Genomic DNA, 20,648 nt, shown 5'->3' with positions numbered 1-20,648 from the left:
GACCACCGCCTGACCGCCGCCTGAGCACTGCTCCACCCCCACCCGGCCACCGGGCACAATCGTCCGGTGCGTGCCGTGGTGTTCGACGAGGTCCGGTCCCAGCCCGAGGTCCGCGAGGTGCCCGCCCCGTCGGCGCCTGCCGGCGGCGTCGTCGTACGCGTCGCGGCGACGGGCATGTGCCGCAGCGACTGGCACGCCTGGGCCGGCCACGACGACGTCGCGCTGCCCCACGTGCCCGGGCACGAGCTCGCCGGGCACGTCAGCGAGGTCGGTGAGGGGGTGACCCGCTGGCGGGTCGGCGACCGGGTGACCGTGCCCTTCGTGTGCGGCTGCGGACGGTGCGAGTGGTGCCGCGGCGGCGACGCCCAGGTGTGCCCCGACCAGCAGCAGCCCGGGTTCACCCACTGGGGCTCGTTCGCCGAGCTCGTGGCCCTGCACGCGGCCGACGCCAACCTCGTCGCCGTGCCGGGGTCCGTCGACCTCACCACCGCGGCCGGCCTGGGGTGCCGCTTCGCGACGGCCTACCGCGCGCTCGTCGGCCGTGCCCGCGTGGCCGCGGAGGAGTGGGTCTGCGTCGTCGGCGCCGGCGGGGTCGGCCTCAGCGCCGTGATGATCGCCCGCGCCCTCGGCGCCCGGGTCGTCGCGGTGGACCGCACCCCGGAGGCGCTCGCCGCGGCGACGCGGATCGGCGCCGAGCACACCGTGCTCGCCGACGGCCGCGACGTGCCGGAGGCGGTCTCCGACCTGACCGGTGGCGGCAGCCACGTCGCTGTCGACGCGGTGGGCAGCGAGCAGACCTGCGCCGACGCGATCCTCAGCCTGCGACGTCGCGGGCGCCTCGCCCAGGTGGGGCTGCTGCCGCCGGTCGACGGGCACCCGCGCGTGCCGATGTCGCGGGTGATCGCGTGGGAGCTCGACCTGCTGGGCAGCCACGGCATGGCGGCCGTCGACTACCCGGCGATGCTCGCGCTGGTCGAGGCGGGCGAGCTGCGGCCCGACCTCCTGGTCGAGCGGACGATCGGCCTGGCGGAGGCCGCCGCACTCCTGCCCGTCCTCGACCGGGCGACGGTCGCCGGCATGACCATCGTCGACCCGTCGGTCTAGGGAGTCGGCGCGGATCGCGTCACACCCATCCAGCGCCCCACCGGGCCCTATTTGCACTGAGTGCAACAATTATCGGGTGCCGATGACCCTGCCCACCGACCGCCGCAGCGCGCTGCGTGCGGAGCGCCGACGGGCGATCCTCGACGCCGCCCGCGCGCTGGCCACCGAGCACGGCGCCCATGGCTTCACCGTCGAGCAGGTCGCCTCCCACGCCGGCGTCTCGCGGCGCACGGTCTTCAACCACTTCGCGGGTCTCGACCAGCTGCTCGTCGCGGTCTGCGAGCAGGTGCTCGACGAGGCGACCGCGGCGCTGCTCGACGACGTCGACCGCCGCACCGCCGAGCTGCCGCCCGGCGAGGCCGGCGCCCGCACCGCGCTCGACGCGGTCGGCGAGGCCACCCGCCGGGTCGACCTCCCCACGGCCATCGCCACCATCCACGTCGCCCTGGGCTCGCCGCAGCGTGGCGACGAGCGCGCCCAGGGGATCTCGCGCACCGCCTTCGAGCACGTCGGCGGCCGACTGCGCCAGCAGCTCCTGCGACGCGCACCCGACCTCGACCCGGTCGACCTCGACCTCAGCCTGGCGCTGCTCTTCAGCGGCATCACCACCGTCGCCGGGCTCTGGGTCGAGCGGCGTCCCGGCCTGGCCCCGCCCGTCCCGCCCACCGCCCGCACCGAGTGGGACGCGCTCCTCGACCGCGTCCTCCACCGGCTCCGGGTCGGCCACGCCGGCTGACCCACCCGACCCCCGCACCACAACGAAAGGCCCGACCTCCGTCATGGCTGAGCTCCTCTACCGCATCGGTCGCTTCTCGGCGCGCCGCCACTGGACCGTCATCGGTGCGTGGCTGGCGGTCCTCGCCCTCACCGCCGTCACCTACGTGTCGTTCGCCGGCGCGCTGACGTCCTCGATCTCGCTGCCCGACACCCCCACCACGCGGGTCTCCCAGCAGCTCGAGGAGGAGTTCGAGGGCACAGGCGGCGGCAACGGCGCCCTCGTCGCCGAGACCACCGACGGCTCGGCGTTCACCGCCGACCAGCAGCGCGAGCTGGTCGACCTGCTCGACCGGATCGCGGACGTCAAGGGCGTCGCCGAGGTGACCGACCCCTTCCGGACCCAGCAGCAGGTCGACGACTCCGCACGGCAGGTCGAGAAGGGCGAGCAGCAGCTCAAGGACGGGATGGCCGAGCTCACCGAGGCGCAGGCGCAGATCGACGCCGGCCGCCAGGCGCTCGCCGACCAGCGTCGCCAGGCGCGTGAGGCCGGCATGCTCGACGCCGTGCGCCCGCAGCTGCGGGCGGCGCAGCAGCAGCTCGACGAGGGCCAGGCCGAGCTCGACCGGCAGCGCGCCAAGGTCGAGGAGCAGGCACCCACGCTCGAGGACGGCGCGACCCTCTCGCGGCTGTCCTCCGGCTATCGCACGGTGTCCGAGGACGGCTCGGCCGCCGTCGCCAACGTGGTCTTCGACGGCCCGACCAACGAGGTCACGACCGAGACCAAGGCCGAGATCGAGGACCTCGCCGCCGATGCCGGCATCGCCGGGGTGGCGGTGCACCCCTCGCAGGAGATCGCCCAGACCGTGCCGTCGATCCTCGGCCCCGGCGAGATCGCCGGCGTCGTGATCGCCGCGATCGTGCTGGCCGTCATGCTCGGCACGCTGGTCGGCGCCGCCCTGCCGCTCATCACCGCCCTGCTCGGCGTGGGTGTCGCCTCGCTGGCGTCGCTGTCGTTCTCCGGGCTGGTCGAGTTCGTCTCGGTCACGCCGGTGCTCGGCGTCATGCTCGGGCTGGCCGTCGGCATCGACTACTCGCTCTTCATCATCAACCGCCACCGCCGGCAGCTGAAGCAGGGCGCCGGCCTGCACGAGTCGATCGGGCTCGCCAACGGCACCTCCGGCAACGCGGTCGTGTTCGCCGGCGTCACCGTGATCGTCGCGCTCCTCGCGCTCAACGTGACGGGCGTCGACTTCCTGGGCCTGATGGGCACCGTCGGCGCCGTCGCCGTGCTCGTCGCCATCCTGATGGCCGTCACGCTCACCCCCGCGATCCTCTCGCTCGTCGGCATGCGGATCCTCAAGCGGCGCGAGCGCGAGCGGCTGGCCGCGGGCGAGCGTACGCACGACGGCGACATCACCGACCGCGACCGGCCGATGCGCACCTCCCGCGCCTGGGGCGTGCTCGGCCTCGGCATCGTGGCGCTGCTGGTCGTGGCCGCCCCGGCGACGCAGATGCGCCTGGGGCTGCCCGACGGGTCCACCCAGCCCCCCGAGTCCTCGGGCTTCCGGGCCTACGACGTGCAGGCGGAGCGCTTCGGCGAGGGCTACAACGGCCCGCTGCTCGTCGTGGCCGACCTGCCCGGCGCGATCAGCGAGGACGAGGTGCTGCCCGAGCAGGCGGCGGTCGCCGAGCGGATCGGCGAGATGTGGGCCGTCGACGCCGTCGTGCCGATCGGCGCGTCGCAGGACCGCACCTCGCTCGCCTTCCAGGTGATCCCCCGCGAGGCGCCCTCCAGCGAGTCGACCGAGGCCCTCGTGCAGGACCTGCGCGAGCTCACCCCGCAGACCGTCGACGGCGACGAGGTGACGCTCGGCGTGGCGGGCAACGCCAGCGCCAACATCGACATCTCCGAGCAGCTCTCCGACGTGCTGCCGACCTACCTGGCCCTGGTCGTCGGGCTGTCGCTGCTGATCCTCGTGCTGGTGTTCCGCTCGATCCTGGTGCCGCTGACCGCGACCCTCGGCTTCGTGCTGTCGCTGCTCGCCGCCTTCGGCGGGATCACGGCGATCTTCCAGATCGGCTTCCTGGCCGACCTGTTCGGCGTGCACGCGCCCGGACCGGTGCTGAGCTTCCTGCCGATCATCGCCACCGGCATCCTGTTCGGGCTGGCCATGGACTACCAGCTGTTCCTGGTCTCGGGGATGCGCGAGGCGTACGCCCACGGGGCGCCCGCCCGGGTCGCGGTGCAGCACGGCCTGCACGCCGGCCGCGCGGTGGTCACGGCCGCGGCGATCATCATGATCTCGGTCTTCGCCGGCTTCATCTTCAGCCACGACGCCACCATCAAGCCGATCGGCTTCGGGCTCGCCTTCGGCGTGCTGCTCGACGCGTTCGTCGTCCGGATGCTGCTGATCCCCGCCGCGATGCACCTGCTCGGGGAGAAGGCCTGGTGGCTGCCCGGCTGGCTCGACCGGATCCTGCCCGACGTCGACGTCGAGGGCGCCCAGCTCGAGCGCAGCCACCCGGTGCACACCGGCGAGGACGTGCCCGCGAGCTGACCGGATGGTCGTGGGGGTCCCGGTGCGGACCGGGGCTCCCACGGCAGCTCACGCGTGGACCACAATGGTCACGTGACCGAACCCCGCGCCGTCCACACCTGGCTCACCGACATGGACGGCGTCCTGGTGCGCGAGGAGGACCCGATCCCCGGCGCGAAGGAGTTCATCGCCGCGCTGCGCGAGCAGGACGTCCCGTTCCTGGTGCTGACCAACAACTCGATGTTCACCCCGCGCGACCTGCGCGTGCGGCTGCTGCGCAGCAGCGGCATCGACGTGCCCGAGAGCGCCATCTGGACCTCGGCGCTCGCCACGGCCCAGTTCCTCGATGACCAGCGCCCGGGCGGGTCGGCGTACGTCGTGGGCGAGACGGGGCTGACCGCGGCCATCCACGACATCGGCTACGTGATGACCGACCAGGGCCCCGACTACGTCGTGCTCGGCGAGACCCGCACCTACTCGTTCGAGGCGATCACCCGCGCGATCCGGCTGATCAACGGCGGTGCGCGCTTCATCGCCACCAACCCCGATCCCAGCGGACCCAGCGTGCACGGGATGCTGCCGGCGACGGGGTCGGTGGCGGCGCTGATCAGCACCGCGACCGGACGCCAGCCCTACTTCATCGGCAAGCCCAACCCGCTGATGATGCGCAGCGCCCTCAACCGCATCGACGCGCACTCCGAGACCACGGTGATGATCGGCGACCGGATGGACACCGACATCATCAGCGGCCTCGAGGCCGGCATGCGCACGATCCTGGTCGCCACGGGCGCCACCCAGCGCCACCAGGTGGAGGACTTCCCCTACCGCCCGACGCTGGTCGTCGACTCGATCGCCGACGTGGTGCCCTACGTCGCGCAGAGGCGGCTGCCCGAGGACGCCTGACGGCGTCCGCGCGCGCAGCTCCCCGCGGTCAGCTCAGCGGCCGCGGGTGCAGCAGGTAGCCGCGCCGCCAGGCCCGGTGCAGGACGACCGCCGCGACCACCGCCCCGGCGCAGCCGAGCGTCAGGTCGCCCAGCGTGTCGGCGTAGGCGAACTGGCGCTCGGTCGAGCGGCTGATGAAGGCGAAGAACTCCGCGACCTCCCACGCGATCGCCGCGGTGGCCCCGAAGGCGAGCGCGCGCTCGAGCACCCGCCCGAACCCGACGTCGCGGGACAGGGTGAGCAGGATGAACGCCGCCGCGAGGAGGCCGGTGTTCATGAAGTGCATCCAGTCGTCGAACCACACGACGGTGTCGTAGAGGTCCATCCGGTTGCCGAGGATGTCGGTGAAGCAGGTGATGGTGATGAGCAGGTCGGAGACCCAGGGGAACGAGATCCGGTCGCGCCACAGCGCCCACCAGAGCACCGGCAGCGTGAAGGAGATCAGCGGGTAGCCGACGGCCCGCATCCCCGCCGCCTTGTCGCGGAGGTTGGCCTGGTCGGGATAGAGCACCGCGAAGGCCAGCAGCAGGACCAGTGCGCCCTTGGCGATGACGTTGGCCGTCTTCGCCAGGGCCGGGGTCACCGGATGCTCGATCGCTGCCTCAGTCACACGTTCCCCTGCCGCCATGGCGCCACGACGGTCGGGCGTCCGCGGCATAGTGTGGCAGCACCGCGCGGGGGCCTCACCACGTGGCTGCGTGGCACTCCCGCGCCGGGTGGTCCTCGACCTGGAGCGTGGCGTGGTCGATGCCGTGCCCGTCACGCAGGGCCGCGCGGGCCGCGGTGAGCACCACCTGGGCGTCGGCCCCCACCCGCAGCACGAGGTGGGCGGTCGCCACGTCCATCCCGGAGGTCAGCGTCCACACGTGCAGGTCGTGCACCTCGGCCACCCCCGGCACCTGGTCGAGGTCGCGCACGACCGCGTCGAGGTCGACGTCGTGCGGCGCGTGCTGCCCGAGCACGGCCAGCACCTCTCGTCCGAGCAGGAGCGCGCGCACCGCCACGAAGGCGCCGATGGCGACGGCCACCAGGGTGTCCCACTGGCCGACGCCCGTGAGGGCGACCAGGGCGCCCGCGACGAGGACGCCGACGCTGCCGGCGGCGTCGGCCATCACCTCGAGGTAGGCGCCCCTGACGTTGATCGACTCGTGCGCGCCGCCGTGCAGCAGCACCAGGCAGACGAGGTTGACCGCCAGCCCGACGGCGCCGACCACCAGCAGCGGGCCCGAGGCGACGTCCACGGTCTCGCCCCAACGGCGTACGGCCTCCACCACGACGTAGACCGAGACGCCCAGCATGATCAGCACGGTGAGGCCGGAGGCGAACACCTCGGCGCGGTAGGAGCCGTAGGTCCGACGGCCGGTGTCGTCGGGACGGGTGGCGATCCGCGTCGCGACCAGCGCGGCGCCGAGGGCCACCACGTCGGCGGCCATGTGCCCGGCGTCGGAGATCAGCGCCAGCGAGCCGCTGACCAGGCCGACCACCAGCTCGACGACGAAGAACGCCGCCACCAGCCCGAACGCGACCGCCAGCCGCCAGCGGTGCCGGGCACCGGCGTGTCCGTGTCCCGCGCCCATCCGGTCCTCCGTCGCCCGCGATCCGTATCATCGGCTCTGAGCGATGCTAGCGGTCGCGCGCGTCGGCGTCGACGGGCCGGCTGGTGCGGTCACCGGTCGTCCTGCGACAGGCGGCGCCGGTTGGGTCGGCGGCGGCGCGTACCGGAGGATGGGGCCTCCCGCCCGCCCGCACCCCAGGAGTCCGGTCCGCCATGAGCACCTACGCCCCTCCCGGCGAGCCGCAGGAGCGTCCGCTGGCCACCGGCCTGCTCGTCGGCGGTCTCGTCGGCCTGCTCGCCGCGACCGTGCTGCTCGTCGAGCGGATCCGGCTCGCGCAGGACAGCGACTACGTGCCGACGTGCAGCATCAACCCGGTCCTGAGCTGCGGCAACGTCATGGAGTCGGCGCAGGCGGCCCTGCTGGGGTTCCCCAACCCGGTGATCGGCGTGGCGGCGTTCCCGGTGGTCGTCGCCACCGGCGCCGCGATGCTCGCCGGGGCGCGGCTGGCGCGGTGGTACTGGCTCGGCCTGCAGGCCGGGGTCACCGCGGCGATGGCGTTCGTCGCCTGGCTGGTCTTCCAGAGCCTCTACCGGATCGGGGCGCTGTGCCCCTACTGCATGGTCGTGTGGGCGGTGGTGATCCCGCTGTTCTGGTACGTCACCGCGCGCAACGCCACCGCGGGCGTGCTGGGGCCTCCCGACGGGCGCCTCGCGAGCCTCCTGCGCGACTGGCGCGGGCCGCTGGTCTTCGGCACCTTCCTGCTCGTCGTGCTGCTCGTCCTCGAGCGCTTCTGGTCCTACTGGTCCTCGCTGCTCTGAGCCCGTCGGCTCAGGGATGCCGCTCCTCGTAGTGGTGCCCGGAGCTGACCCCGGTGAGGGCGAGCAGGCGCTCCGCGCTCTCCAGGACGCCCTCCAGCTGCGCCTGATGGGTGAGCGACCACAGCGAGGCGCGCCCCTCCGGGCGTGAGGTCACCAGGCCGCAGTCGCGCAGGCAGGCGAGGTGCTGGGAGACGGTGCTCTGCGCCAGGCCCAGGTGTGCCGTCAGGTCGACGACCCGGTGCTCGCCCAGCGCGAGGTGCCGCACGATGAGCAGCCGCGACGGGTCGGACAGGGCGTGGAAGAGCCCCGCCTCCGCCGTCAGCCCGGACGCCCCCGCTCTCATCGCCACCCGACGATGCTAGGCCATCCGGAGGTCGTTCCGCGGGGCCGCTCGCCTAACCTGCCCCGGTGGAGAGGCGACTGCTGGCGGACACGCGCCCACTCGCCAACCCCCACTTCAAGCGGCTGTGGCGCGCCAACATCATCACGGTCATCGGGGCCCAGCTGACCGTCGTGGCGGTCCCCGCGCAGATCTACGCGATGACCGGATCGTCGGCCTACGTCGGGCTGACGGGCGTCTTCGGCCTGGTGCCGCTGGTGGTCTTCGGCCTGTGGGGCGGCGCGCTCGCCGACGTCTTCGACCGGCGCACGCTGCTCCTGATCACCACCACCGGGCTGATCGCGACCAGCGCCTGCTTCTGGCTGCAGGCGGCGCTCGGCGCCGAGGACGTGTGGCTCCTGCTGACGCTGTTCGCCGTGCAGCAGGCGTTCTTCGCGGTCAACCAGCCCACCCGATCCGCGCTGCTGCCGCGGATCATCGAGCCGGAGCTGCTGCCCGCGGCCAACTCGCTCAACATGACCGTCATGCAGGCCGGCGGCATCGCCGGGCCGCTCGTCGGCGGCGCACTGATCCCGCTGATCGGCTTCTCGTGGCTCTACCTGCTCGACACGATCACGCTCTTCGCGACCCTCGGTGCCGTCGTACGCCTGCCGCCGCTGCCCGTCCTGGGCGTCACCGTCACGCCGGGCATCCGCGCGGTGGTCGACGGCTTCCGCTACCTGCGGACCCAGCCGGTGCTGATGATGTCGTTCGTCGTCGACATCATCGCGATGGTCTTCGGCATGCCACGCGCGTTGTTCCCGGAGATGGCCGACGTCGACTTCGGCGGGCCCAGCGAGGGCGGGCTGGCGTTCGCGCTGCTCTTCGCGGCGATCCCGGCCGGCGCGGTGGTCGGCGGCGTGCTGTCCGGCTGGGTATCGCGCGTCGAGCGGCAGGGCTATGCGGTGATCGTGTGCATCCTCGTGTGGGGGTTGGCGATGGTCGGCTTCGGCGTCGCCGCCCTGCTCGCGCCGGCCGCACCGGCGCTCTTCCTCGGCGTCGCGGTGCTGATGCTCGCGGTCGGCGGCGCCGCCGACATGGCCTCGGCGGCCTTCCGTACGTCGATGCTGCAGGCCGCGGCCGACGACTCGGTCCGCGGCCGGCTCCAGGGCATCTTCATCGTCGTCGTCGCGGGTGGCCCCCGCGTCGCCGACGTCGCCCACGGCGCCACCGCCGCGGTCACCGGGGCAGCGGTCGCCGCGGCCGGCGGCGGGGTGCTGGTCGTCGTCGGCACCGTGCTCGCCGCCCTCGCCGTCCCGGCGTTCGTGCGCTACCGGGTGACGCGGGCGGCCTGAGCCCCCGCCCTCCTCGCTGTTTCACCGACCGCGCGTCGGCGACCGGTGAACCGACCGCGGGTCGGCGACCGGTGAACCGACCTCGTCGGCGCCGCGCGGGTCAGACCACGCGGGTCTTGGGCGTCCCCTCGGCGGTCTTGCCCGGGTCGCGTACGACGACCGAGCCGAGGGCGTCGTCGATGCGGGACATCACGTCCGCGTCGAGCTTCACGCCGGCGGCCTTGACGTTGTCGGCGACCTGCTCGGGGCGGGAGGCGCCGACGAGGGCAGCGGCGACGTTGTCGTTCTGGAGCACCCAGGCGATCGCGAGCTGGGCCATCGTGAGGCCGCAGTCCTTCGCGATCGGCTCGAGGTCCTGCACCGCGGTGAGCACCTCGTCGCGCATGAAGCGCGAGATCATGTCGGCGCCGCCCTTGGTGTCGGTGGCGCGCGAGCCCTCGGGCGGGGCCTGGCCGGGCTTGTACTTGCCGGTCAGCACGCCCTGCGCGATCGGGCTCCACACGATCTGGGAGACGCCGAGCTCCCGCGACGTCGGCACGACCTCGTCCTCGATGACCCGCCAGAGCATGGAGTACTGCGGCTGGCTGGAGATCAGCTGGAAGCCGAGCTCCCTCGACAGCTCCACGCCGGCGCGGATCTGGTCGGCGGTCCACTCGCTGACGCCGATGTAGAGCGCCTTGCCCTGCCGGACGATGTCGGCGAAGGCCTGCATCGTCTCCTCGAGCGGCGTCTCCACGTCGTAGCGGTGGGCCTGGTAGAGGTCGACGTAGTCGGTCTGCAGCCGCTGGAGGGAGCCGTCGATCGACTCCATGATGTGCTTGCGCGAGAGGCCGGTGTCGTTCTTGCCCTTGGGCCCGGTGGGCCAGTAGACCTTGGTGAAGATCTCGAGTGACTCGCGCCGCTCGCCCTTCAGCGCCTCGCCGAGCACCGTCTCCGCCGCGGTGTTGGCGTAGACGTCGGCGGTGTCGAAGGTCGAGATGCCCTCGTCGAGCGCGGCGCGCACGCACTGCGTGGCGACGTCGTTCTCGACCTGGGACCCGTGGGTGAGCCAGTTGCCGTAGGTGATCTCAGAGATCTTGAGTCCGCTGTTGCCGAGGTATCGAAACTCCATCCCCCCAACCTAGCGACGGGTGGGGCGCACCCGTGCGCCGTCCCGCCCCGACGGGCGGTCAGTCGAGGACCACGAGGACGTCGCCGTCCTGCACCACGTCGCCCTGGGTGACCCTGATCGCGGTGACGGTGCCGCCACGCTCGGCGAGCATCGGGATCTCCATCTTCATCGACTCCAGGAGCACGACGGTGTCGCCGGCCTCGACGCGGTCACCCTCGGCGACCTCGATCGCGAGGACGTTGGCGACCAGCTCGGAGACGATCTCGAGGGAGGTGGGGCGGGCCATGGCCCCGACGCTAGTGGTTACCGGGCCGTAGCCGCTGATCGTCAGGCGTGCTCAGAGCTCGGCGAAGCGGCTCGGCTCGGGGCGGTGCGGACCGGCCTCCTCGGCGCGCCGGCCGCGGCGGCCCTTGGGCCCGGTGAGCGCGACGTCGGCGCGGATCACCAGCCAGCCGATGGCGAGGCCGAGCACGAGCGAGTACGCCGCGCGCAGCCCGGCCTGGAGGTAGGAGGTCTCGGGGGAGATCAGGCCCGTCGCGAGCGGCACGGTGGCGGCGACGCCGAACGCGCAGACCCACCAGCCCTGCCGCCGGCGGGCGCGGACGTGGGTGCCCCACACCAGCGCCGGGATGCCGAGCAGGACGACGAGCGGGCGCGGGAAGGCGCCGATGCGGGCCGCTGTCCAGTCGGCGAAGTCGAGGACCGACGACACGAAGGTCTGGGCGCCGTAGCGGCGCAGCAGCTCGGCGTAGGCCAGGGTCGCGATGAGGACGCCGAGGCCGATCGCGACGACGATCGCGCCGCGGCGGCCGAGGCCGTGGAGGCCGGCTCCGAGGCGGTGGACGATCGCGAGCACGAGGCCGAGGGCGAGGAGCAGCGAGATGATCTCGAAGCGCTCGGTCGCCACGGTCGGCTCGAAGCCGACGGCGGCGAAGGCGGTCACCGCGGCGACCACGGTGGCGATCAGCGCCTCGCGTATCGCCTTGAGCCCGGTCACCGCGGGCACCGTCACCATCACGGCGTAGACGCTGCCCACCACGCACGTCATCACCGCGGCCCCGGTCGGCAGCACCCGGCCTCCCACGAGGAGGCTGGTCGCGCCGAGCACCAGCGCCAGGCCCGCCGAGACCAGTGCCCGGCCGGCGGTCCGGGTCGCCAGCAGCCACGACAGGGCCGTGACGACGGCGACCGCGCCCACTCCGTCGAGCCACCCGGGTGCGGCCGGGAGCCCGTCGACGCCCTGGGCGCCACCGAGGGCCGACCACCCCAGCGCGGCCGACCCGAGGGCCAGCAGACCGAGCCAGAACGCGAGGAGCGAGCGCCGCGGCCCGGCGGGGAAGGAGGTGGTCGCGTCCTCGTCGACCGTGGGCGCAGCGGAGCGGGTGGCGACCCGGGACCGGGCGGCCGACGGAGCGGGAGCCTGCGCAGGCGTGGGGGCCGGAGCCGGAGCCGGGACGGGCGTCGGGGCGGGCGCCGGCTCCGCGGTGGGCGCGGACTCGGGGCCGGGGGTCGGCCCGGTCACCTCGGGCTGCGGTGACCCCCGCCTGCGCCGCAGCCGCGAGGGCGGGCGCTCGGCAGCCCGCTTGCCGCGGGAGGACCCGCGGGGGCTGTCGGAGGTGGGGGAAGGCACGACGGAGGAGGTTACAGCCGGCGGTTGGCGAGGGAGGGATTGGTGCGACGGGCCCCGTCGAGGTCGGCGCGGTCGAGGACCGCCTCGATCACCTGCTCCGTCCCGTCGGCCTCGGCGAGGGTGTCGCCGAGCGGGCCGAACACGGCCGAGTGCCCGACGTAGCGAGGCTCCGGCTGGCCGGCGCCGATCACGAAGCAGGTGTTCTCGATCGCCCGGGCGGCCAGCAGCGTGCGCCAGTGGGCGACCTTGCGGTCGCCGGGAAGCCAGGCGGCCGGGACCACGAGCACCTCGGCGCCGGCGTCGACGAGGCGGCGGGCGAGCTCGGGGAACCGCAGGTCGTAGCAGGTCATCAGGCCCACCTGCCAGCCCGCGACCTCCACGACGACGGGCTCGAGCGCGCCGCCGGTCAGCCGGTCGGACTCGCGGTAGCCGAAGGAGTCGTAGAGGTGGATCTTGCGGTAGGTCGCGGGGCGGGGTCCGCGGACGAGGAGGGTGTTGAAGGGCCGGGCCGGGTCGTCGGCCGTCTCGAACATGCCGGCAACGACGGTGCACGAGCAGGCGTCGGCGACGCGGGCCACCTCGCGCGCGAACGGGCCGTCGAGCGGCTCGGCGAAGGGGCTCACGTCGGAGCCCGCCTGGCCGAAGTCGCGCGCGAACGCCTCCGGGAGCACCACGAGGTCGGCGCCGGGCGTCACCTCGGCGAGGCGCGCGCGGTTGTCGTCGGGGTCGAGCCCGCTCGCCCACTGGTGGACGCGCACCCGCAGCCGCTCGGTCATCCGGCGTGTCCGTGCCGACGCGCGGCCGACCGCCGCCCAGCAGGAGAACGCCGTGGAGCAGGAGAACGCCGTGAGGTGGAGTCCATGATCCCAAGGGTAGGCCGCGCGCCCGCTGCGGCTGGGAGGATGGCGGCATGGATCCGGACCGCGCTGCCGACGGCTTCGACGGGGTGGTCCTCGCGGGCGGCACGGGCGAGCGGATGGGCGGGGTCGACAAGGCCGCCGTCGAGCTGGCCGGGCGGACGTTGCTCGAGCACGCGCTCGACGCGTTCGGCGACGCCGACCGGGTGGTCGTCGTGGCACCGGCGAGCGTGCCCACCGCGCGGCCGGTGACGTTCGTGGTCGAGGACCCGCCGCGCGGCGGCCCGGTCGCCGGGCTGCTCGCCGGCGTCGACGCGCTGGCGGGTGCGCCGGCCCCGCTGGGCCTGGTGGGCGTGCTGGCGGTGGACATGCCGCGGGTCACCGCGGCCACGATGCGGCGTCTGCGCGACGCGGCGGCCGGGCGCGACGGCGCGTTCCTCGTCGGCGGCGACGGACGACGGCAGCTCGCGGGGGTGCTCGACGCCGCCCGGCTGGGCGCCGTACGCCCCGAGCCGGGCGGCCGGCACGGGATGCCGCTGCACCGCCTGCTCGCGCCGCTCGACCTCGCCGAGGTGGCCGCGATCGGCGACGAGGCCGTCGACGTGGACTCCTGGGCCGACCTGCGCGACCTTCGTCGCTGAGCCGCAGGCTCCCTTGCCGCACCCCCGTGGGGTGCGAGAGATTGGGCTCGTGAACCTCCACGACTGGATCGATGAGCTGAGCGACGTGCTCGACGTCGAGACCGAGGTCGACGAGGGGCTGGTCCTCGACCTGGCCCGCACCGCCTCGCAGAACGTGCAGCGCACGGCCGCACCCATCACCGCCTACCTGCTGGGGATCGCGGCCGGGGCACGGGACGCCGACCCGGAGGAGATCGAGCGGCTCGCCGCTCGCGCCCAGCTGCTCGCGGAGAGCTGGGACCGGCCGGCCGACGCGCCCGACCCCGACGACATCGACGACGACGTCCCCGACGACTCGACCGTCGATCACTCCACCGATCTCTACGAGGACTGATCCCTTGCGTGCTGTCATCGCCACCGGGGCCGGTGGCCCCGACGTCCTGTCCGTCGGCGAGGTCGAGGACCCGCGCCCGGGCCCCGGCGAGGTGCTGGTCGACGTGGTCGCCACGGCCGTCAACCGCGCCGACACCCTCCAGCGCCAGGGCCACTACCCGCCGCCGCCCGGCGCGTCCGAGGTGATCGGCCTCGAGTGCAGCGGCCGGATCGCCGAGCTCGGCGCGGGCGGCGAGGGCTGGAAGGTCGGCGACGAGGTCTGCGCGCTGCTCGCCGGCGGGGGGTACGCCGCCCGCGTCGCCGTGCCGGTCGGGCAGGTCATGCCGGTCCCGTCCGGCGTCTCGCTCGTCGAGGCGGCCTCGCTGCCCGAGGTCGCGGCGACGGTGTGGTCCAACGTCTTCATGACCGCCCACCTCGACAAGGGCGAGCGCCTGCTCGTCCACGGCGGGGGCGGCGGCATCGGCACGATGGCCATCCAGCTCGCCGCCGCTCGTGGCGCGGAGGTGTTCACCACCGCCGGCTCCCCCGAGACGCTCGAGCTGTGCCGCTCGCTCGGCGCCACCCGCGCGATCAGCTATCGCGACGAGGACTTCGTCGAGGTGCTCCGCGAGGCCGGCGGGGCCGACGTGATCCTCGACAACATGGGCGCGAAGTATCTCGGCCGCAACGTCTCCGCGCTCGCCACCGGCGGCCGGCTGGTGATCATCGGCATGCAGGGCGGCACGCGGGCCGAGCTCGACATCAACGCCCTGCTGCGCAAGCGGGCGTCGGTGACGGCGACGTCGCTGCGCTCCCGGCCGCTCGCCGAGAAGGCGCAGATCTGCTGCGGGGTGGTGGAGGACGTCTGGCCGCTCGTGGCGGCGGGCCGGGTGCGCCCGATCATCGAGACCACGATGCCGCTCGAGGACGTCGCCCGCGCCCACCGGCTGATGGACGACGGCGGGCGCGCGGGCAAGATCGTCCTGACGCTCTGACCCCTCGACCCCGGTCTCCCTCACGCTCGGACGGACCGCCCGACCGGACCGGGCATAGGCTGGGGGTCATGACGGAGCAGCAGCAGCCCGCACACCCGGCCGGCGACGGCGCGCGCGAGGAGCTCGTCGTGGTGGTCGGCCCCGACGGCCAGCCCATCGGCACCATCCCGGCGAGCGCGCTCCCGGCGATGACGCAGGGCCAGGAGGGCGAGGGTGAGGGCGACGGTGAGGGCGAGGAGCACGGCGAGCGCCAGCTCACCGAGCTGGTCGAGCAGCCGGCGAAGGTGCTGCGCATCGGCAGCATGATCCGCCAGCTCCTCGACGAGGTGAAGGCGGCGCCGCTCGACGAGGCCAGCCGCAACCGTCTCAAGGACATCCACGCCGCGTCGATCAAGGAGCTCGAGTCCGGCCTGGCGCCCGAGCTGGTCGAGGAGCTCGAGCGGATCTCGCTCCCCTTCACCGAGGACGGCACGCCGTCCGAGGGCGAGCTGCGGATCGCCCAGGCCCAGCTCGTGGGCTGGCTCGAGGGCCTGTTCCACGGCATCCAGACCGCGATCTACGCCCAGCAGATGGCCTCGCGCGCCCAGCTCGAGCAGATGCGGCGCGCGCTGCCCGCCGCGGCCGGCGGCCCCCGCCAGCAGCCGACCGGCATGCCCACCATGCCGACCGCCGACGCCGACGACCCGGCCGGCAGCCGCGGGGGCATGTACCTCTGACCGGGGTGTCCCCCGTGTCCTGACGACGGGCACACCTCCGGATCCGGGCATCCGTGCCCGAGGAACGAGCCTCCCGGCCGGCCAGTTCGCCGTGAGTAGGGTGGCCGGGTGAGCGGCGGGGGCGTGTTCATCTCCGCGTCGTTCCTCCGCTACTGGCGCGCCACGGCCGTCTCGGGGCTGGGCACGTACGTCACGGTGTTCGCGCTCCAGGCGCTGGTCGTGCTCACCCTGGACGGGACGGCCGCGGACGTCGGGTGGCTCAACGCTGCTCGCTGGCTGCCCTACCTGATCTTCGGCCTCGTCGTCGGGGCGCTCGTCGACGGCAGGCGCCGTCTTCCCCTGATGGTGCGCGCGGACGTCGCCCAGGGCGCGCTGCTGCTGGTGATCCCGGTGCTGTGGTGGATCGACGCGCTCTCGCTGCCCGCCCTCCTGGCCGTCGTCTTCGCCTACGGCACCGCAGCCGTGGTCAACATGGCGGCGAGCATGTCGTTCCTCCCGCGGCTGGTGGATCGCGACCAGCTGCAGCCCGCACACGCCCGCGTGGACGGAGCCGACGCGGTGTCGTCGACCGCAGGTCCCGCGCTCGGCGGCCTGTTGGTCAGTGCCGTCGGTGCGCCGTTCGCGGTCGTCCTGGACGCGGCGACCTACGCCTACTCCGCACTCACCCTGCGCAGGATCGCGGTGGACGAGCCGCCACCCCGCACTGGCGTCACCGTGCGCGGGCTGCTCGGCGAGATCCTCGAGGGTGTGCGCTGGGCCTACGGCGCCTCGGGGCTGAGGACACTGGCGATCGCCACCCACGGGTGGTTCGTCGGCAACGCGATCGTCGGGGTCGTGCTCGCCCCGTACGCGTTCCTCGTGCTTGACCTCAGCGCTGCGGAGTTCGGCCTCGTCGGCGCGGCCGGGGGTGTCGGCGCGGTGCTCGGCGCCGTGGTCACCACCGCAGTCGGCCGACGCCTCGGGACCGGCCGCACGGTCATCCTGTGCCACCTGCTCACGACGGGCGCCGTGGTCACCATGACGCTGGCCGGTGAGTCCCCGTACGCCGCCTGGGTGCTCGGGCTGGGCCAGGGCATCTACGGGCTGGCGATGGGGATGAGCAACTCGCACGAGATGAGCTATCGACAGCTCGTCACCCCTGACGCGTTGCAGGCGCGGACCAACACGACGCTGCGGTCGCTCAACCGGGCCGTCGTCGTCGTGGCCGCGCCCGTCGCGGGTCTGCTCGCGGACGCGGTGGGCATCCAGACCATGCTGGCGGTCGCGGCCGGGGCGTTCGGCGCCGTGGCCGTCGGCCTGGCCGCCACGCCGTTCAGGACCGTGCGAGCCCCCACCTGAGTGGCCACGTCATCGCGTCGCGGACGACCGCGTCAGCGGGCGAGGCGTCGTACGACGACCAGGCCGAGGAGGCCCACGATCGCGGCCGCGGCGCCGGGAGCCGCCGTCCGGGCGAAGCCTGCGGGCGGGGAGTCCTCGACCAGGGTGCGCACCGCCGTCGGCGGCGGCGGCGGCTCGACCGAGGTGCCCTCGCCGAGGAGGGCCTCGACCTTCGCCACCTTGGTCGGGTTGGCCACGGTGGTGCCGCCGCAGCGGTCGGCCTCGAACGGCGCCTCGGTGCCGGTGACGAGGAAGAGGTAGGAGGTGCCGACCGCGAGCTCGCCGAGACCGCACGCGTCCTTGCCACCGGCGGAGAACACCTGGGTGGAGCGCTCGGGCAGGCCCTCGTAGGCCCGCGAGGCGGTGACGTCGTAGGTGTGGTCGTCACCGGCGACCTCGACGTTGTCGACGGTGCCGATGAAGACCGCGTCGGCACGCTCGACCTGCTGCTGGAGCTGGCCGCGCTTGCACGTGCAGTCGGCCGCTGCCGGGGCCTGGACCGTCACCACGAGGCCCAGGCACGCGAACAGCAGCGCGACGACGACTCGGACGGCTCGGATCATGGCGCGAAGCCTAGCGAGACAGCCCGAAGAGGGAGGCCAGCACCACGGCCACGCCGTCCTCGTCGTGGTGCGGCGCCAGGTGGTCGGCCAGGCCGCGCACCGTCGGGTGGGCGTTGGCCATCGCGTAGGAGGTGCCCGCCCACTCCAGCATCGGCAGGTCGTTGGGCATGTCGCCGAAGGCGACCACGTCGCGGGGACCGAGGCCCATCTCCCCGGCGACCGTGGCGAGGGTGGACGCCTTGGTGACGCCGGCGGCGCTGATCTCGACCAGCGCGAACGTCGACGACCAGGTCGTGGTCACCAGGTCGCCCACCGCGTCGTCGACGCGCCGCCAGAAGTCCTCGGGGTCGAGCTCACGGTGCCTGGCCAGCACCTTCACCACGTCGTCGGTGTAGATCGACTCCCACGCCCCGCGCTGCGACTCGCGGTCGTCGGGGTGGCGGGGGAAGGCGTCCTCGCTCGCCCACCCCGCGGTGTGCTCGACCGCGAAGGTCGTGCCCGGCACCGCCTCCCGCACCCGCTCGGCCACCTCGGCGCCGACGGCGCGCGGCACCGCGCTGAAGTCACGCACCCGCCGGTCGGCGACGTCGTACACGATCCCTCCGTTGCTGCAGATCGCGAGGCCGTGGCCGCCCACCTCGTCCCACAGCTCCTCCATCCAGCGGACGGGACGCCCGGTGGTGAAGACGACCGGCACCCCGGCGGCGTCGAGCTGCTCGAGCACCGACCGGGTCCGTGCCGAGACCTTGCCGTCGGAGTGGAGGAGCGTGCCGTCGAGGTCGGTCGCGACGAGCCGCGGGCGGCTCCCGGTCCCGGCGCCCACGCCTCAGGAGCCCTGCGGGAACCAGCGCGAGATCTCGACCGCCGCGCCCTCGTCGTGCACCGCGGCGGTCACGTCGTCGGCGGCCTCGCGGACCTCCTCGACGGCCTGGCCCATGGCGACCCCGCGGCGGGCCCACCGGAGCATCTCGATGTCGTTGCGACCGTCGCCGATGGCGAGCACGTCGGCCGCGCTCAGCCCGATCCGCTCGCAGACGTGCTCCAGGCCCGAGGCCTTGGAGACCCCGACCGGGGCGAGGTCGAGCCACGCGGTCCAGCCCACGACGTAGTCGGTGCCGTGCAGGCCGAGCCGGGCGGCGAGCTCGATGAAGTCGTCGGCGGTGGCCTCGGGGTCGCGGATGATCACCCGGCTGACCGGCTCGCCGACGATGTCGTCGACGTGGGTGATCAGCTGCTCGCCCGACAGCTCTCCCTCGGGGAAGACGCGGTTGACGCGGTAGCCGCCGACCTCGCGCTCCTCGACCGCGACCAGCGCCCGCGGGTGGTGCTCGAGCACCGCGGCCACGGCCGGCGCGGCGTCGAAGGTCTCCTCGTGGACGACCTCCATCGGCGGGTAGCGGAAGACCACGGCGCCGTTGGACGCGACCACCCACAGCCGGTCGGCGTCCTCGCGGGGGATGTGGAGCAGGTCGGCGATCCGGGTCATGCCGTGCGGCGAACGCCCGCTGGCCAGCACGATGTGCGCGCCGGCGTCCAGCGCGCGGTGCACGGCGTCGTGGACCGGCTCGGTGATGGCCTCGTAGTCCTCGGCCTGCCCGTCGACCCACTTGAGCAGGGTGCCGTCGATGTCGAGCGCGACCACCCGCGGCTGCCAGCCCTCACCGGGGTCGCCGGGCACCCGTCCGGCGTACGTCTCAGCGGCCAACGGGCTTCATCACTTCCAGGCCGCCGAGGTAGGGACGCAGCGCCTGCGGCACCGTGACCGACCCGTCCTCGTTCTGGTGGGTCTCGAGGATCGCGACGATGGCGCGGGTGACGGCCGTGAGGGTGCCGTTGAGGGTCGCCACCGGCGTGGTGTGCCCGTCGACCCGGGTGCGGATGTCGAGGCGGCGCGACTGGAACTCGGTGCAGTTGGACGTCGAGGTCAGCTCGCCCCAGCCCTGGCGCGTCGGGATCCACGCCTCGCAGTCGAACTTCCGCGACGCGCTCAGCCCGAGGTCACCGGCGGCGGTGTCGATCACGCGGTAGCAGAGCTCGAGCTTGTCGAGGAACTCCTTCTCCCACGCCAGCAGCCGCTGGTGCTCGCGGTAGGACTCCTCGACGGTCGTGTAGACGAACATCTCGACCTTGTCGAACCAGTGCACCCGCCAGATCCCGCGGGTGTCCTTGCCGTGCGAGCCGGCCTCCTTGCGGAAGCACGGGCTGAACGCGGCGTAGCGCAGCGGGAGCGCGGCGGCGTCGAGGATCTCGTCGGAGTGGAAGGCCGCCATCGGCACCTCGGAGGTGCCGACGAGGTAGAGCTCCTCGCCCTCGATCCGGTAGACGTCGTCGGCCGCCTGGCCGAGGAAGCCGGTGCCCTCCATCGCCCGGGGGCGCACCAGCGACGGCGCCGCGGTCTGCACGAAGCCGGCGGCGCGGGCCTGGTCCATCGCCATGGTGACCAGCGCCATCTGGAGCTGGGCGCCGATGCCGGTGAGGAAGTAGAAGCGCGAGCCGCTCACCTTGGCGCCGCGCTCGAGGTCGAAGGCGCCGAGCAGCTGGCCGAGCTCGACGTGGTCGCGCGGCTCGAAGTCGAACTCGCGGGGTGTGCCGACCTGCTCGAGGACGGTGTAGTCGTCCTCGCCGCCGGCCGGGGCGTCGTCGTCGGCGACGTTGGGGATGGCGCGGATCGCCTCGTCCCAGGCGGCCTCGGCCACGGCGCGCGCGGCCTCGGCCTCCTTGACGCCGGCCGCGAGCTGCTTGACCTGCGCGAGCAGGGCCTGCTTCTCCTCGCCCTGGGCCTTGGCGACGAGGGCTCCGCTCGACTTCTGCTCGGCGCGCCGGGCCTCGAAGTCCGCGATCGCCTGCCGGCGCGCGGAGTCGGCCTCGAGCGCCCGGTCGACCACGTCGGTGGACAGTCCGCGCTTGGCCTGGGAGGCACGCACGCGGTCGGGGTCGTCACGGAGCAGGCGGGGATCGATCACTCCTGAAGGCTATCCGGCGGCGGTGCGGTCCGTACCACCCGGCGGCGCGGCTGGATGAGCGAGACCCCGCCGCTGCGCATCGGGCGAATGCCCTGG

Annotated in this window: 22 protein-coding genes; 11 read left to right on the top strand and 11 right to left on the bottom strand. The window is 73.7% G+C overall.

Annotated elements, in window-relative coordinates:
• Positions 1-66 precede the first annotated feature (66 nt).
• The 4 genes from AC3X7Z_RS06855 to AC3X7Z_RS06840 all read left to right on the top strand — a co-directional run bounded on the left by AC3X7Z_RS06855 (position 67) and on the right by AC3X7Z_RS06840 (position 5,261).
• Positions 67-1,104, top strand: a complete 1,038-nt coding sequence (locus AC3X7Z_RS06855; RefSeq protein WP_489975444.1) for a zinc-binding dehydrogenase — start codon at positions 67-69, stop codon at positions 1,102-1,104.
• An 82-nt stretch (positions 1,105-1,186) separates the two neighbouring features.
• Positions 1,187-1,840: a TetR/AcrR family transcriptional regulator gene (locus tag AC3X7Z_RS06850; RefSeq protein ID WP_186339807.1), complete on the top strand. Its 654-nt coding sequence runs from the start codon at positions 1,187-1,189 to the stop codon at positions 1,838-1,840.
• Between the two features lie 43 nt (positions 1,841-1,883).
• Positions 1,884-4,379, top strand: coding sequence for an MMPL family transporter (locus AC3X7Z_RS06845; RefSeq protein ID WP_489975443.1), 2,496 nt, complete (start codon positions 1,884-1,886; stop codon positions 4,377-4,379).
• A 111-nt stretch (positions 4,380-4,490) separates the two neighbouring features.
• On the top strand, positions 4,491-5,261 hold the full coding sequence (locus tag AC3X7Z_RS06840) for an HAD-IIA family hydrolase (RefSeq protein WP_489976001.1): 771 nt from the start codon (positions 4,491-4,493) through the stop codon (positions 5,259-5,261).
• 28 nt (positions 5,262-5,289) lie between these two features.
• Here the strand turns inward: AC3X7Z_RS06840 and AC3X7Z_RS06835 are convergent, their stop codons facing one another.
• Positions 5,290-5,910 carry a DUF2238 domain-containing protein gene (locus tag AC3X7Z_RS06835; protein WP_186339805.1) on the bottom strand — a complete coding sequence of 207 codons (621 nt, stop codon included), beginning with the start codon at positions 5,908-5,910 and terminating at the stop codon, positions 5,290-5,292.
• 73 nt (positions 5,911-5,983) lie between these two features.
• Positions 5,984-6,877 (bottom strand): cation diffusion facilitator family transporter, encoded by an 894-nt coding sequence (locus AC3X7Z_RS06830; RefSeq protein WP_186339804.1) that lies wholly within the window; start codon positions 6,875-6,877, stop codon positions 5,984-5,986.
• 191 nt (positions 6,878-7,068) lie between these two features.
• On the opposite strand from AC3X7Z_RS06830, the gene AC3X7Z_RS06825 reads away from it, so the two are divergent.
• Positions 7,069-7,674 carry a vitamin K epoxide reductase family protein gene (locus AC3X7Z_RS06825; protein ID WP_489975442.1) on the top strand — a complete coding sequence of 202 codons (606 nt, stop codon included), beginning with the start codon at positions 7,069-7,071 and terminating at the stop codon, positions 7,672-7,674.
• Positions 7,675-7,684: 10 nt separating this feature from the next.
• On the opposite strand, the gene AC3X7Z_RS06820 is transcribed toward AC3X7Z_RS06825, so the two are convergent.
• Positions 7,685-8,017 carry an ArsR/SmtB family transcription factor gene (locus AC3X7Z_RS06820; protein ID WP_186340374.1) on the bottom strand — a complete coding sequence of 111 codons (333 nt, stop codon included), beginning with the start codon at positions 8,015-8,017 and terminating at the stop codon, positions 7,685-7,687.
• Between the two features lie 65 nt (positions 8,018-8,082).
• Here AC3X7Z_RS06820 and AC3X7Z_RS06815 point away from each other — a divergent pair, with 65 nt between their 5' ends.
• Complete coding sequence (locus AC3X7Z_RS06815) at positions 8,083-9,348, top strand: MFS transporter (protein ID WP_489975441.1); 1,266 nt, start codon at positions 8,083-8,085, stop codon at positions 9,346-9,348.
• 100 nt (positions 9,349-9,448) lie between these two features.
• Here the strand turns inward: AC3X7Z_RS06815 and AC3X7Z_RS06810 are convergent, their stop codons facing one another.
• From AC3X7Z_RS06810 to AC3X7Z_RS06795, 4 genes are read right to left on the bottom strand one after another with little or no spacing between them, the layout of a single operon-like run.
• Positions 9,449-10,459, bottom strand: coding sequence for an aldo/keto reductase family protein (locus AC3X7Z_RS06810; RefSeq protein ID WP_186339801.1), 1,011 nt, complete (start codon positions 10,457-10,459; stop codon positions 9,449-9,451).
• 58 nt (positions 10,460-10,517) lie between these two features.
• A complete protein-coding gene (locus AC3X7Z_RS06805) occupies positions 10,518-10,745 on the bottom strand; it encodes a biotin/lipoyl-binding carrier protein (RefSeq protein ID WP_186339800.1) in 228 nt (75 codons plus the stop codon).
• A gap of 51 nt (positions 10,746-10,796) precedes the next feature.
• Positions 10,797-12,089, bottom strand: a complete 1,293-nt coding sequence (locus AC3X7Z_RS06800; RefSeq protein ID WP_489975440.1) for a hypothetical protein — start codon at positions 12,087-12,089, stop codon at positions 10,797-10,799.
• 11 nt (positions 12,090-12,100) lie between these two features.
• Positions 12,101-12,865, bottom strand: coding sequence for a carbon-nitrogen hydrolase family protein (locus AC3X7Z_RS06795; protein WP_489975439.1), 765 nt, complete (start codon positions 12,863-12,865; stop codon positions 12,101-12,103).
• A gap of 134 nt (positions 12,866-12,999) precedes the next feature.
• Here AC3X7Z_RS06795 and mobA point away from each other — a divergent pair, with 134 nt between their 5' ends.
• The 5 genes from mobA (at position 13,000) to AC3X7Z_RS06770 (ending at position 16,987) form a co-directional block, all read left to right on the top strand.
• A complete protein-coding gene (gene mobA, locus AC3X7Z_RS06790) occupies positions 13,000-13,587 on the top strand; it encodes a molybdenum cofactor guanylyltransferase (protein ID WP_186339797.1) in 588 nt (195 codons plus the stop codon).
• 49 nt (positions 13,588-13,636) lie between these two features.
• Complete coding sequence (locus AC3X7Z_RS06785; protein ID WP_489975438.1) at positions 13,637-13,960, top strand: DUF6457 domain-containing protein; 324 nt, start codon at positions 13,637-13,639, stop codon at positions 13,958-13,960.
• A 4-nt stretch (positions 13,961-13,964) separates the two neighbouring features.
• Positions 13,965-14,933 (top strand): NAD(P)H-quinone oxidoreductase, encoded by a 969-nt coding sequence (locus tag AC3X7Z_RS06780; RefSeq protein ID WP_489975437.1) that lies wholly within the window; start codon positions 13,965-13,967, stop codon positions 14,931-14,933.
• A gap of 68 nt (positions 14,934-15,001) precedes the next feature.
• Positions 15,002-15,649: a bacterial proteasome activator family protein gene (locus tag AC3X7Z_RS06775; protein WP_241005276.1), complete on the top strand. Its 648-nt coding sequence runs from the start codon at positions 15,002-15,004 to the stop codon at positions 15,647-15,649.
• A 108-nt stretch (positions 15,650-15,757) separates the two neighbouring features.
• The gene (locus AC3X7Z_RS06770; protein ID WP_489975436.1) at positions 15,758-16,987 is read left to right on the top strand and encodes an MFS transporter; all 1,230 of its coding nucleotides are present in this window, start codon (positions 15,758-15,760) and stop codon (positions 16,985-16,987) included.
• A gap of 32 nt (positions 16,988-17,019) precedes the next feature.
• On the opposite strand, the gene AC3X7Z_RS06765 is transcribed toward AC3X7Z_RS06770, so the two are convergent.
• Genes AC3X7Z_RS06765 through serS form a run of 4 tightly spaced genes read right to left on the bottom strand, consistent with a single transcriptional unit; the run spans position 17,020 to position 20,552 of the window.
• Positions 17,020-17,589, bottom strand: a complete 570-nt coding sequence (locus tag AC3X7Z_RS06765; RefSeq protein WP_186339794.1) for a hypothetical protein — start codon at positions 17,587-17,589, stop codon at positions 17,020-17,022.
• A 10-nt stretch (positions 17,590-17,599) separates the two neighbouring features.
• Entirely contained in the window at positions 17,600-18,412 is an 813-nt protein-coding gene (locus AC3X7Z_RS06760) for a Cof-type HAD-IIB family hydrolase (RefSeq protein ID WP_186339793.1), read from the bottom strand.
• 3 nt (positions 18,413-18,415) lie between these two features.
• Positions 18,416-19,294: an HAD family hydrolase gene (locus tag AC3X7Z_RS06755; protein ID WP_489975435.1), complete on the bottom strand. Its 879-nt coding sequence runs from the start codon at positions 19,292-19,294 to the stop codon at positions 18,416-18,418.
• Positions 19,284-20,552, bottom strand: coding sequence for a serine--tRNA ligase (serS, locus tag AC3X7Z_RS06750; protein ID WP_186339792.1), 1,269 nt, complete (start codon positions 20,550-20,552; stop codon positions 19,284-19,286). The genes AC3X7Z_RS06755 and serS overlap by 11 nt, the downstream gene beginning before the upstream one ends.
• Positions 20,553-20,648 lie beyond the last annotated feature (96 nt).

The organism is Nocardioides sp. Z24_21 (assembly GCF_058134345.1).
The sequence above is the reverse complement of the archived record's forward strand: the minus strand, read 5'-3'. Positions and strand labels throughout refer to the sequence as shown.

Bases quoted from the DNA above. Each gene is read 5' to 3' on its own strand.
- AC3X7Z_RS06850 (WP_186339807.1), top strand. From the start codon at position 1,187: ATGACCCTGCCCACCGACCGCCGCAGCGCGCTGCGTGCGGAGCGCCGA.
- AC3X7Z_RS06845 (WP_489975443.1), top strand. From the start codon at position 1,884: ATGGCTGAGCTCCTCTACCGCATCGGTCGCTTCTCGGCGCGCCGCCAC.
- AC3X7Z_RS06840 (WP_489976001.1), top strand. From the start codon at position 4,491: ATGGACGGCGTCCTGGTGCGCGAGGAGGACCCGATCCCCGGCGCGAAG.
- AC3X7Z_RS06830 (WP_186339804.1), bottom strand. From the start codon at position 6,877: ATGGGCGCGGGACACGGACACGCCGGTGCCCGGCACCGCTGGCGGCTG.
- AC3X7Z_RS06825 (WP_489975442.1), top strand. From the start codon at position 7,069: ATGAGCACCTACGCCCCTCCCGGCGAGCCGCAGGAGCGTCCGCTGGCC.
- AC3X7Z_RS06820 (WP_186340374.1), bottom strand. From the start codon at position 8,017: ATGAGAGCGGGGGCGTCCGGGCTGACGGCGGAGGCGGGGCTCTTCCAC.
- AC3X7Z_RS06810 (WP_186339801.1), bottom strand. From the start codon at position 10,459: ATGGAGTTTCGATACCTCGGCAACAGCGGACTCAAGATCTCTGAGATC.
- AC3X7Z_RS06805 (WP_186339800.1), bottom strand. From the start codon at position 10,745: ATGGCCCGCCCCACCTCCCTCGAGATCGTCTCCGAGCTGGTCGCCAAC.
- AC3X7Z_RS06795 (WP_489975439.1), bottom strand. From the start codon at position 12,865: ATGACCGAGCGGCTGCGGGTGCGCGTCCACCAGTGGGCGAGCGGGCTC.
- mobA (WP_186339797.1), top strand. From the start codon at position 13,000: ATGGATCCGGACCGCGCTGCCGACGGCTTCGACGGGGTGGTCCTCGCG.
- AC3X7Z_RS06775 (WP_241005276.1), top strand. From the start codon at position 15,002: ATGACGGAGCAGCAGCAGCCCGCACACCCGGCCGGCGACGGCGCGCGC.
- AC3X7Z_RS06765 (WP_186339794.1), bottom strand. From the start codon at position 17,589: ATGATCCGAGCCGTCCGAGTCGTCGTCGCGCTGCTGTTCGCGTGCCTG.